The organism is Zhongshania aliphaticivorans (assembly GCF_001586255.1).
Lineage (GTDB): Bacteria > Pseudomonadota > Gammaproteobacteria > Pseudomonadales > Spongiibacteraceae > Spongiibacter > Spongiibacter aliphaticivorans.
The window spans coordinates 2,546,947-2,559,249 of the sequence record NZ_CP014544.1; the positions used below are offsets into that span (position 1 = coordinate 2,546,947).

Below are 12,303 nucleotides of genomic sequence, written 5' to 3' on the forward strand. Positions count from 1 at the left end.
CTGAACGCGCAGTGGCAAATACAAAACCCTGCCCCAAGGCCCTATTGTTTGCGGACCTTCGCTCCACTAATTTCGCGATCCGATTAAAGCCGTTCAATAATGGTTGCGATACCCATGCCACCACCGACACAGAGGGTAATAAGGCCAAAGCGCTTGTCGCGACGCTCCAACTCATCAAGAACTGTACCTACTAACATACCGCCCGTTGCACCCAGCGGATGGCCCATGGCGATGGCCCCACCGTTTACATTGATCTTATCCCAGGGAATATTGGTGTCCTGCTGGAAGCGCATAGCAACCGATGCAAAAGCTTCGTTAATTTCGACTAGATCGATGTCTTCGATCTTCATGCCCGCCTTTTGCAAAACTTTCCAGGTAGCGGGTGCCGGACCGGTTAACATAATAGTGGGCTCGGTGCCGGTTACTGCCGTTGCAACTACGCGGCCCCGGGCCTTAAGGCCCATTTTTTCGCCTGCGGCTGCGCTACCGATCAACACGGCTGAGGCACCGTCAACAATGCCTGACGAATTACCCGCGTGGTGAACGTGATTTATTTTGGCAACTTGGGGGTACTTGCTAATAGCAATATCGTCAAAGCCGATGCTACCCATCATTTCAAAGGACGGACGCAAACCGGCTAAACTTTCAACTGTTGTTCCCGGCTTAATGAAGTCGTCACGCTGCAAAATCGTCATGCCGTTGACGTCTTTAACCGGCATTACCGAACGATCAAAGAAGCCGGCTTCCCGCGCGGCGGCAGCCTTGGCCTGAGAACCTACCGCGAACTCATCGAGCATAGTGCGACTAAAGCCAGCGAGGGTAGCAATTAAATCCGCGCCAATGCCCTGAGGTACAAAGGCGGTATCGGTGGCTATTTGCGGATCCTCCGCCCACGCGCCACCGCTGCTGCCCATCGCCACCCGCGACATACATTCAATACCACCGGCGACGACCAAGTCTTCCCAACCAGAGGCAATTTTCATTGCAGCCAAATTCACGGCCTCAAGACCCGAAGCGCAAAAACGGTCTAGCTGCACACCAGCCACAGACTCCGCCCAGCCCGCTTTTAAAACGGCAGTTTTTGCAATACAAGCACCTTGCTCGCCCACTGGCGTAACGCAGCCCATAACCACATCATCAACCAGTTGCGTATCAATGTCGTGGCGGTCGCGCAGTCCGTTCAGCAAACCAGCCAATAAATCTACCGGCTTTACTTGGCTTAACGGCGAACCCATTTTTCCCTTCGCTCTTGGCGTACGAACGGCATCGTAAATGTAAGCTGTGTTACTCATTTTAGCGTCCCAGTTTATTTTGTTGGTGTTTGCGTGGTGTACGTTGATGCAAGATTGCCCCGCATCGGAGCGAATCTCAATGATAAGGGATGACAGGCGATAGACATTTTATTACAAATTGAATGAATTAAGCGGCGCAGGCAAATCTCCTGCCACGCCCAGCTAAAGCGCGGCAACCGTGGAGTAGGCGGTGACGGCTTTCCTCTAAAACAAAAAAGCCAAGGGTGTTATTGTCTTTAGCCGCCACTATTACCAGTGGCGCCGTCAATTTTCAGGTCTAATGCTGGGCATAGGCCCCGTTGCGATTTACAGTAGACAACAATAAAAGTAATACCGCTAGACGGAGAAGAGCATGCTGATACACCAATTTTTCGACTACCACACTCAAAGAAACCCGACTCAGGATTGCCTAATATTCCAGGGCGAAGTCTTTAGCTACACTCAGATTGCAGAAGAGTCACACCGCATCGCCAATGGCTTACAGAAACACGGCATTGTGAGTAATGACCGAGTTGCGATTCTCTGCGAAAATTGCCCCGCTGTATTATCTATTGTCATTGCATGCAGCCGCGTTGCCGCCGTTGCCGTACCCCTAAACTACCGTTTGGCAGCGCCGGAGGTCGCCTACGTTCTGAATGACGCCGAGGCGAAGATCTTATTCGCACCCGACATGGCGTTAATTGACTTACTCGGCAAATTACGGCCACTGGCCGACGCAAGCCTGCCCATTATCGCCGCGAGTAGCGAGGGTGCCGAAAACTGGCAACACTGGCTTAGTCAATGCGTGAGTACGCCAGTCAAAAGCGACGATATCCGCGCCGATGCCGGAATACTGCAGCTCTACACCAGCGGCACGACCGGTAAACCCAAAGGTGTGGTCACCAGCCAGCGCAATATTTTTGCCCTGTACACGTCGGCCGCCACCTCACTAGCAAACAAGGCAGGACCGGGAAGCCGCGACTTAGTTTGCGCACCGAATTTTCATATTGGCGGCATCGGCACCCTGCTATTACCCATTCTCGCCGGAGCCAGCGTAGTATTGCACGGGAGCTTTAACCCAATGGCCGTGGTAGATGATTTAGAAAAGCATAAAATCGACAATATGTTTGTTGTGCCCGCCATGATCATGGCCATACTCGACTACGTACCCAATATCGAGCAACGCGATTTTAGCGCTTTACGCCAATTGCTTTACGGCGCCTCGCCAATAAGCACAGGGCTGCTAGAGCGAGCATTAAACATATTTAAATGCGATTTTTATCAATGTTATGGCATGACTGAGACCACCGGCACCATTGTGTCTTTATCGCCTGAAGATCACCGCCGCGCCCTGCTCGACCAACCAGAGTTACTGCAGTCCTGTGGCCGCCCCCAAGCCGGCGTTGAAGTTAAAGTGATCGACAGCAACGGCAACACCCTCGCTTGCGGCGAAACAGGAGAGCTATTAATTCGTTCAGAAGCCAATATGCTTGGCTACTACAACCGCGACGCCGCCACCGCCGAAACACTCCAAGAGGGCTGGATACACACCGGTGACTCAGCAATTATCGACGAGCAAGGTTACATTTTCCTGCGTGACCGCATTAAAGATATGATCGTCAGCGGCGCTGAAAACATCTACCCAATTGAAATTGAAAACGTCCTAAGTCAGCATCCCGCCGTGGGCGATGTTGCAGTGGTCGGCATACCATGCCCAAAATTCGGCGAAGCGCCGCTGGCCTGTGTGGTGCTAAAGCCGGGGCAAAGTTTAACTGAAGAGGACATGGTGACATTTTGCCGCGAGCAGCTGGCCGGTTACAAAATACCTCGGCAACTCAAAATATTTGATGTGCTGCCCCGCAATCCCTCAGGAAAATTATTGAAAAAAGATTTACGCGCACCATTTTGGCAGGGAAATGAACGGGGAATAAACTAAAAACAAAACTAGCGAGGCCACACCCCCATAACAGGGCCGTGTGGCCATATAATTATTAAGATACGCGCAGCAAGCCCATCTACGCGAGCGGCTTATTGTTTGCGGCTCGCACCTTAAACTTCAATCGGCGGCTCGGCCTGTCGACCAAACAGCGCTGCTAGCCAAGCACAAATCTCCATCATGCCCTCTTTGTGGCGACGGGTCGGCCCCTGCAAACCAATAAAGCCGTGACTGGCACCGTGATAAAGACTCTGAGTCACCGCAACGCCCTGTTCTTCTAGCCGACACGCATAGGCAATGCCTTCGTCTCGCAGCGGATCGCGCTCAGCGGTAATCACTAGTGCCGGTGGTAACATACTTAGGTCGTCAGCCGTTAAAGGCGTAGCCAAGGGGTGACGGTGCTCGCCAGCCTTAAGCGCTGAGCTGTTGGCTAAATAGCTATCCCAAAACCACATCATTATCGGCCGCGTCAGCACGGGGCCTTTTGCGTTTTCAATATAGGAGTCGGTACCCGGCTCATAGTGATCGGTAACGGGGTAAATCAACACCTGACCTTTGACGAGCCCCGGTAGCTGATCACGCGCTTGGATAGCGGTTACCGCAGCGAGATTCCCCCCCGCACTATCACCGGCAAGAACAATGGAGTCGGCGCGACCACCATACAGCCCAATGTGTTCAGCAACCCAAGTCAGTGCCGTCAGACAATCTTCTGGCGCCGCGGGAAACGGGTATTCCGGCGCCCGCCGATAATCGACGGCCACCACAATAGTGTCGCTGCGGTCACATAGATCTCGACACATTGGATCATATGTCGCTAAATCGCCAATTACCCAACCACCACCATGAAAATACACCACCACCGGAAACGGCCCATCACCCGGCGGCAAATAAAGCCGCAGCGGGATTCTGCGCTGTTCCTGTTCGGCAACAAGGTCAAGACTGGTGATATGCTTTGCAACCTTACCAAGCCAAGCGAGTCGCGCCGAGCCCTTTATATAACTGCGAAATACTGCTGTTTTTATTGTGTTTTTCATCAGCCCACCATGGCGCGTCTAGGTTAATTCTAAATAATACGTTGTTATAAATGGTCTTAGCGCGGACGCATTAAGGCGCGCCCGCACTTAGGTCACGGCCATTTCCGCCCTCGCGCAGATACAGCTTGCTACACACCCAGCCACTTGGCGTGTAAAAGCCCCATCTACGAATTTTGGGGCCGGTAATAAAGAGCGTTAAACTGTCGGGTGACTGCAATAATAAGCGGTGTGGCGCGCGCCCCAAACGGGCGGTCAAGGTGCCCGTGGGTAAGACGCGTTCGCCGTGGGGCATCTCTTCTAAAATTTCACCACGCAGTACCATTGAATAATTAAACAACCACGGATGGTCGTGGAGATTAATATCAGGATCGTTACCGGTGACATGGTGGAGATATACATTAAACAGCCGATTGCGCGGCACTACGTGCCAGCGCCGCAGATAATCAGTGCCGATTACCTTGGTGGGCGGTCTTTGCGTAATTTGCTCTGCTTTAGCCTGTAGCCGAGTAAGTAAAAAAGCCGGTACGCGCATAAACCCCTGTCTCTAGTTTGAAAACTGCCCGCATAGTATCACCACAAGCGCCTTGCTGAAAAACCACCGCTGGACCATAGAGACAAATACACCGCAGACCGAATTTTGGAACAATCCAGTGAGACCAGCTATACAGCCATCATTGCATCAAAATGAGGGACAACTTCGCTTATTTGGATCTGCGGGACTTGATCGGTGTAATTTGGCAAATCCGCCATTATTTTACCTACATGGGGCGAGAAACCCGCCTGAAACTCATCAATGGACGCACAGTACAGATGGCCCATGGCAATATACAGTGGTGGGATTCCGGCATCCTCACCGACTAAGCCCCGATCGATGGTATAGGACAAGCAGTAATCCCCCATCAACTCTTTAACCATTGGAAAATGCTGATCGCGGTAATAGGCATGATCAAACCGGGCTCCCGGAGAATTGGGGTACATCACACTGACTTTAATCATTTACTCACTCCTTGTTAGTATTCGTCCAAGGCTAAGCTCAACTGCGGCACAACCGCCGGGCAGACTAATAAACCACTTGGCATTACCCGCTGTTTTTAGCAGCAAGCGGGGGCTTTCAGCAAGTGCTTTTAATAAGTTTTTCCAAGCTCTGGCGGCAATAATCCCTTAGAATGGACGTATCCTCAACACTCAAGAGGCCTGGCATGGCATCCTTACAAGAACAGCTACTCAAAGCGGGTATGGTCGACGAGAAAAAGGTCAAGAAACTTAAGCAAGAAAAGCGCAAACAAGCCAAGCAGCCCAAAGGCACCGTTGTCGTTAACGAAAGCAAAGAGGCCGCACAACGGGCGCTAGCAGAAAAGGCTGAACGCGACCGCGAACTTAATCGCTTACGTCAGGCCGAAGTCGAGAAAAAGGCCATTCAAGCGCAAATCATTCAGCTGATCAGTCTAAATCGCATCGACCGCAAAAAAGGTGAGATTGCCTATCAGTTCACTGACGGCAAAAAGATTAAAAAGGTGTTTGTCGACAGCTTGCTGCAGACCCAATTGGTTAAAGGCATTATTGCCCTCGTTAAATTCAAAGACGGCTATGAACTGGTGCCCGCCACGATTGCGGACAAAATCGCCCAGCGCGACCCGTCGGTTATCTTGGTACACAATACCAAATCAGCCAGTACTGTTGCGGCCGTCGAGGAAGATGACCCCTATGCGGCTTATCAAATTCCAGACGATTTAATGTGGTAAGGAAAAATCATTACGCCCGACACCTAGGCAGGCATCCATAAGCTGTGCAGCCACTAGGCAATTGTTCCCGTTTTCCGCGTTAACAAAAACGCAACCGCCACTGCCCGTGGTGTATTTCAGAGGTCGACATCCAAAACACTGACATGAACACAGCTAATCACGCCGATATCAGCCCCAGTATAAGTAGCGCGCTGCAGGTCCTGCAAAGTGTTTACGGTTATGAGTCTTTTCGCAATCAACAGGCCGATATTGTCGACCACGTGATTCAAGGTGGCGACGCCTTGGTGCTGATGCCCACCGGTGGTGGTAAGTCTCTGTGTTTCCAAGTGCCCGCGCTGGTGCGCGAAGGCACCGCCATTGTCATTTCGCCCTTAATCGCCCTGATGCAAGATCAGGTTATGGCGCTGCGCCAAAATGGTATCAAAGCGGCCTTTTTGAACTCTAGCCTCAACGGTATGGAAGTGAATGAGGTCGAAAATCAGCTGATGAACGGCGAGCTAGAGCTACTCTATATAGCCCCAGAACGACTGATGATGCCCCGCATGTTACAGCTCCTGGACAATGCACCGCTATCCCTGTTCGCTATTGACGAAGCCCACTGCGTATCCCAGTGGGGCCATGATTTCCGCCCCGAATACATCAAGCTGACCATACTCCACGAGCGTTTTCCCAATACACCACGTGTTGCGCTAACGGCCACCGCCGACGGCCCTACCCAGCGCGAAATCATCGAGCGCTTGTCACTGCACAATGCCCGCGTCTTTAACGACGGCTTCGACCGCCCCAATATTCGCTACCGCATTACTGAAAATCAGGGCACCGCGCGGGAGAATTTACTGCGTTTCATACTCAATGAACACGAAGGCGAAGCGGGAATCGTCTACTGCCTGTCGCGTAAAAAAGTCGACGAAATCGCACTTTGGCTCAGTGGTAAAGGCATGACCGCCCTGCCCTACCACGCTGGCATGAGCAATGAGCAGCGCCAACAACATCAGGAGCGCTTTCTCCGCGAAGACGGCGTGATTATCGTTGCCACCATTGCCTTCGGCATGGGCATAGACAAACCCGATGTCCGCTTTGTTGCCCATCTCAATCTGCCCAAAAGTATAGAGGCCTATTACCAGGAAACCGGCCGCGCCGGTCGTGACGGTCAGCCCGCCGATGCGTGGATGGCCTACGGCCTCCAAGACGTGATTACCCTACGCCAAATGCAGGGCAATTCCGGCGCCGAAGAAAGCCGCAAACGACTTGAGCAACACAAACTCGACGCCATGCTTGGCCTCTGTGAACTTACCACCTGCCGTCGCCAAGCGCTGCTGCGCTATTTTGACGACGACTACGACCACGCCTGTGGCAACTGCGATAACTGCCTCACGCCCCCCGAAACCTGGGACGCAACCGTTGCCGCCCAAAAAGCCCTGTCCTGTGTTTATCGCACCGGTCAGCGCTTCGGGGTCAGCTACTTAGTCGACGTGTTATTAGGTAAAGAAAACGAACGTATCAGCCAGTTTGGCCACGATAAAATTTCGACCTTCGGCATCGGCGGCGAACTCAATAACACCGAGTGGCGCACGCTGTACCGGCAAATTATTGCCCGAGGCTTATTACGAGTGGACGTTGAGGGGCACGGCAGCGTTCAGCTCACCGATACCGCAAGACCAATTCTGAAAGGCGAAAGCCAATTAACCCTGCGTAAAATGGTTAAAATCAGCAAGAGCGAACGTCGCAAAGCCAAGGCTTACACCGGCACGGGAAATGCGGTGCTATGGGAAGCCCTGCGCGAACACCGCAAGATACTAGCCAGCGAGCAAGAGATTCCAGCTTATATGATTTTTCATGACGCCACCCTTGCCGAAATGGCCGAGCGCCAACCCCAGACCCTCGACCAGTTGAGCCGCGTGTCCGGGGTTGGCGAGAGTAAGCTCGCCAAGTACGGCGCGGGCTTTCTTCAGGTCATTCTCGCCAACTTGAATGCGCCAACCGCCGAGGACATCAACGACACCGCCGCCACTAGCATCGCCATGCTCAAGCGCGGCAAAGACCCAGAGACGATTGCCGGAGAACGCAGCCTCGCCCTCACCACTATTTATGGTCACCTCTGCCAAGGTATTGCCAGCGGTGAACTCAATATCGGCGATGTGGTCACATTAAGCGATGCACAGCTCAAAGAAATCCAATTTGCCTTTGAACACAGTGAAGACGGCAAAATAAAGCCGGTCTATGAACTATTGGACGGCGAGTACGACTACAACATACTTAAATGCGTTAAGGCCACCCTACACGCGCTATGAGTAATTGCCCGCAGATTTTAATCAGAATTGGGATAGTCCACAGCGACAAATACAGGCAAAACCTTATAAAGTCTGCTTAACTTACTCTAAATTCAGCTATTACAGCGCTTAAGGATACGTAGTGAAATCGCCAGATCTGCCCCAAAATGAAAAATCACGGCTGGCCGCCCTCAGTGCCCTTAATATTCTGGATACGCCACCAGAAGACCGCTTTGATCGCCTCACTCAAATGACCAAGCAAATTCTCAATGTGCCCGTAGCTGTTATCAGCTTAGTAGATGAAAATCGCCAGTGGTTTAAATCATGTATTGGCTTAGACGCCAGCGAAACCCCTCGCGACATCTCTTTCTGTGGTCACGCAATTAATGGTGACGACCTTTTTATTATTCCCGACGCGAGTCAAGACGAGCGCTTTGCCGATAATCCTTTAGTAGAAAACGACCCCAAAATCCGCTTTTACGCAGGCTGCCCTCTCAAAGCATTGGACGGCAGCAAACTCGGCACGCTGTGTATTATCGACCAACAACCTCGACACCTGAGTGCGGAGCAACAGCACACCCTCAAGAATTTTGGCGCCATCGTCGAACGAGAGCTATATGCGATTCACTATGCGACCCGCGACATACTCACCAATATAAACAACCGCGACGGCTTTATTTTACTCGGCCAGCAGCAAATTCGCGTCGCAGAGCGCCAAAAAACGCCCATGACAGCAATATTCTTGGAGTTGCGGACGTCATTTTTTGACAATGATTTAAATATCAACATGGACAATGTCATTCGCCTATTTAGCGATAATGTTACGGCAACACTACGCGACGCTGATATATTTGCTCGTCTCAACGAGCGTCGCTTTGTGGTCTTACTGAACAACGCCAGCGCCACTCAAGCACCAGAGTTTATCGAGCGCCTGAAAAAAATATGCCAGCAAGCTTACAGCAACGGTGATAAGGCGGCGCCGTTCACGGCGGTGAATGTGGAGGTAAACACCTTCACCCACGTCGCGGTTGAAACCCTAATCGCGGAAGGTGAACAATTATTAAACGATAAGATTAAACAGCGGGGCCTAAAATAACGGCCCCAGAAGCCCTGTCTAGCACCAGGGCGATTTGATATAGCACAGACCGACGAGCGCGGCCTTACAACGCCACATTGTGAAAAACGTTTTGCACATCATCCAAGTCGTTTAGCATGTCCATAAACTTCTCAAACATCGGCATGTCTTCATCGTCGATGGTTGTGGTGTTTTGCGGCAAAAATTGGATTTCGGCCACGTCAAAGTCGCTTACACCAAATTCAATCAGTGCTTGCTGAGCTTTGAAGTAATCAGTATTAGGTGCAAATACCGAGATTTTGCCGTCTTCATTCTCAATATCGCTAACATCCACGTCCGCTTCCATTAGCGCTTCCAGCACACCCTCTTCATCGTCGCCAGAAAACACAAAGATTGCCGAGTGGTCGAACATATGACTAACACTGCCTTGCGTGCCAATTTTGCTCTTAGTCTTAGTGAAACACAGCCGTACATCGCCAAAAGTACGGTTGGCGTTATCTGTTAAACAGTCGATAATCACCATGCAATTACCTGGACCATAGCCCTCGTAGCGCGACAGTGCAAAATCTTCGCCGCCGCCACCTTTCGCTTTATCGATGGCCTTTTCAATAACATGGGTGGGTACTTGATCTTTTTTTGCGCGCTCAATCATCCCGCGCAGAGCCAGATTACCTGCGGGGTCTAGCCCCCCAGCCTTGGCACACACATAAATCTCGCGTCCGTACTTACTATAGACTTTGGCCTTGGCATCCGAGGTCTTGGCCATGGAATCTTTGCGGTTTTGGTAGGCTCTGCCCATTGCGCTGCTCCGCTTTATTAACAAAGAGGCTGATTTTACAGACCGGGGTTTAGATAGGGAATCTTTTCGTGGAATTAAAGCCCTACATATGCGCCGCATAGGCGACGGTAAATGCCCCTTCTTGGAATGCCTTTAAGCCAGTATCGGCAAAAGGTATCACCAGGGGGTTAGCCGCCAGCGTCGCCTTAATCTCGCTAGGCGTCAGTAAGCGCACCTCGAGATTGGGCATCAGCTGCAAAGCTGCCTCTAATTTAAAACTTATGGCACCACCGGCAAACTTACCTTTGGGCATCCGCCCTCTAATTGCCACCGAATCCACCTTATAGTCGCCCATGAGCTGAGCGAAGGCATGTTGAAACTGCAATAGATCGTGACGCGTGTGGTCTTTCGGTAAGCTCAGCTTGCGCACCCGACACTCAGGCAAATTAAATTGCTGCTTATCATAGTTCAGTAAACAGACAACGGCGTCATTACCGGTCAATTCAACACCACAAATTTTCATTAATATTCCTTGGTTCAGCGGCTTTGCGCACGCTTTTTGAGGCAGATATGTTAGCTTGAGTCAGCACTTTGCATATAGCAAAGGCGCTTTTTAGCAGAGCAAGCGCAGCCAACGCAAATCAATGTTTGCGAGAATATCATTAAATACCGACGAGCACTGACAAATACCAATTAAAGATACGCGCAGGCCGAATTGAAGAGAGGGTCTTAAGCGCTTAGCCCAGAAACAATAAGCTGAATGATTGGTATCAGCATTAGAATAGCAACGGGGTGCCAGGACTGGAGTATACGACTAGGCGGCGAGATTTTTTCGCGGCCCGCACTTTCTAAATAGCGACTAAACATCATATCGAAATATACCTCCGACGAAGTAAGCACCTTACTCACCGAGAAAACTGTATAGTACGCCCACGACAATTCATGAACATATTGGCATTCTGCCCCCTTATCGTCTTGCTCGGTATAGTGGATAGTAGCTTTTGCGGGCTGAGTCACAGGATTTAAAGTAAAACTAAGTTTGTTCGTTATATAACTGCTATCAAATGCCTAGTTTGCCCCCAAGGCCCGTGAACATGCATGGCAATATTCAGCCTAGAAATAACTGCCGCAAGCTATGAACAGCGAATATAATACCCCTAGCAACTTTTGTGGGTGGCGCGCTCTGCAGGTGTTCACCTCCATCTAAGACTTACTCTGATTCCGGGCACAACAACACCAAGCCATGCAAGATATTCTCGACGACATCTGCGTTACCATGAAAGATCGCAGCGAACGCGGTAAGGTGGCAAATTATATCCCCCAACTCGCCTGCGTAAATCCGGAGCAATTTGGCATTAGCGTAGCCCTAGCTGACGGACAGGTATTCAGCGCGGGTGACTCCGCCACCTTATTTTCCATCCAGAGCATTTCCAAGCTTTTCACCCTCACTATTGCCTTGGGCAAGCTCGGCGATGCTGTGTGGTCAAGAGTCGGCAGAGAGCCCTCCGGCGACCCGTTTAACTCCATAGTTCAGCTCGAGCATGAAAGTGGTAAACCCCGCAATCCTTTCATCAACGCCGGCGCTATCGCGATTGTTGACGCCATTATGATGGGACATCAACCCAAAGAGACCCTCGCGGAAATACTGCAATTTGTGCGCTTTATCGCCAATGACAATAGTATTGGCATCGACGAGAAAGTAGCCCAGTCTGAACTTTTGACCGGCGACCGCAATGCGTCATTGGCACACTTTATGGCCTCGTTTGGTCGTTTTAAAAACCCTGTTGATTGTGTTTTGGGCACCTACTTCCATCATTGTTCCATCAGCATGAGTTGCCAGCAGCTGGCGCAAGCAGGCTTGTTCTTGGTGTCTGACGGTATTAATTCAAGCACTGGCGTCAGAGTTGTCTCTGCCCAACGGGCGCGGCGCATTAACTCGCTGATGATGATGTGCGGGCATTACGACGGTTCTGGGGAATTTGCCTACCGAGTTGGTCTACCCGGAAAAAGTGGCGTCGGCGGCGGTATTCTCGCCATCGCGCCAGGTAAAGCCTCTATTGCGGTGTGGTCACCAGGCCTGGACAGTATCGGCAATAGCAAACTCGGCACTGAAGCACTCGAGATGCTCGTGCAAGCCACTGGCTGGTCGGTATTCGGCAATTAGCAGGCATAAAAAAACCGGCACTCAAGCCGGTTT

Annotated in this window: 11 protein-coding genes; 5 read left to right on the forward strand and 6 right to left on the reverse strand. The window is 51.2% G+C overall.

Features of this window, described 5'->3' with window-relative positions; genetic code table 11:
- Positions 1-83 precede the first annotated feature (83 nt).
- Positions 84-1,292, reverse strand: a complete 1,209-nt coding sequence (locus AZF00_RS11305) for an acetyl-CoA C-acetyltransferase (protein WP_040803111.1) — start codon at positions 1,290-1,292, stop codon at positions 84-86.
- A 352-nt stretch (positions 1,293-1,644) separates the two neighbouring features.
- On the opposite strand from AZF00_RS11305, the gene AZF00_RS11310 reads away from it, so the two are divergent.
- Complete coding sequence (locus AZF00_RS11310; RefSeq protein ID WP_008249307.1) at positions 1,645-3,207, forward strand: long-chain-fatty-acid--CoA ligase; 1,563 nt, start codon at positions 1,645-1,647, stop codon at positions 3,205-3,207.
- 113 nt (positions 3,208-3,320) lie between these two features.
- Here the strand turns inward: AZF00_RS11310 and AZF00_RS11315 are convergent, their stop codons facing one another.
- The 3 genes from AZF00_RS11315 to AZF00_RS11325 all read right to left on the reverse strand — a co-directional run bounded on the left by AZF00_RS11315 (position 3,321) and on the right by AZF00_RS11325 (position 5,237).
- On the reverse strand, positions 3,321-4,241 hold the full coding sequence (locus tag AZF00_RS11315) for an alpha/beta hydrolase (RefSeq protein WP_008249306.1): 921 nt from the start codon (positions 4,239-4,241) through the stop codon (positions 3,321-3,323).
- A gap of 70 nt (positions 4,242-4,311) precedes the next feature.
- The gene (locus AZF00_RS11320; protein ID WP_008249304.1) at positions 4,312-4,773 is read right to left on the reverse strand and encodes a hypothetical protein; all 462 of its coding nucleotides are present in this window, start codon (positions 4,771-4,773) and stop codon (positions 4,312-4,314) included.
- Positions 4,774-4,901: 128 nt separating this feature from the next.
- The gene (locus AZF00_RS11325) at positions 4,902-5,237 is read right to left on the reverse strand and encodes an EthD family reductase (protein ID WP_008249302.1); all 336 of its coding nucleotides are present in this window, start codon (positions 5,235-5,237) and stop codon (positions 4,902-4,904) included.
- A 203-nt stretch (positions 5,238-5,440) separates the two neighbouring features.
- On the opposite strand from AZF00_RS11325, the gene AZF00_RS11330 reads away from it, so the two are divergent.
- The 3 genes from AZF00_RS11330 to AZF00_RS11340 all read left to right on the forward strand — a co-directional run bounded on the left by AZF00_RS11330 (position 5,441) and on the right by AZF00_RS11340 (position 9,349).
- On the forward strand, positions 5,441-5,983 hold the full coding sequence (locus AZF00_RS11330; RefSeq protein ID WP_008249300.1) for a DUF2058 domain-containing protein: 543 nt from the start codon (positions 5,441-5,443) through the stop codon (positions 5,981-5,983).
- Between the two features lie 143 nt (positions 5,984-6,126).
- Positions 6,127-8,274, forward strand: coding sequence for a DNA helicase RecQ (gene recQ, locus AZF00_RS11335; protein WP_008249298.1), 2,148 nt, complete (start codon positions 6,127-6,129; stop codon positions 8,272-8,274).
- A gap of 121 nt (positions 8,275-8,395) precedes the next feature.
- On the forward strand, positions 8,396-9,349 hold the full coding sequence (locus AZF00_RS11340) for a GAF domain-containing protein (RefSeq protein ID WP_008249296.1): 954 nt from the start codon (positions 8,396-8,398) through the stop codon (positions 9,347-9,349).
- Positions 9,350-9,413: 64 nt separating this feature from the next.
- Here AZF00_RS11340 and AZF00_RS11345 read toward each other — a convergent pair whose 3' ends face one another.
- Positions 9,414-10,127 (reverse strand): YebC/PmpR family DNA-binding transcriptional regulator, encoded by a 714-nt coding sequence (locus tag AZF00_RS11345; RefSeq protein WP_008249294.1) that lies wholly within the window; start codon positions 10,125-10,127, stop codon positions 9,414-9,416.
- 82 nt (positions 10,128-10,209) lie between these two features.
- Positions 10,210-10,629, reverse strand: a complete 420-nt coding sequence (locus AZF00_RS11350) for a DUF3010 family protein (protein ID WP_008249292.1) — start codon at positions 10,627-10,629, stop codon at positions 10,210-10,212.
- A gap of 720 nt (positions 10,630-11,349) precedes the next feature.
- Here AZF00_RS11350 and AZF00_RS11355 point away from each other — a divergent pair.
- Entirely contained in the window at positions 11,350-12,270 is a 921-nt protein-coding gene (locus tag AZF00_RS11355) for a glutaminase (RefSeq protein WP_008249291.1), read from the forward strand.
- The last annotated feature ends 33 nt before the right edge of the window (positions 12,271-12,303 follow it).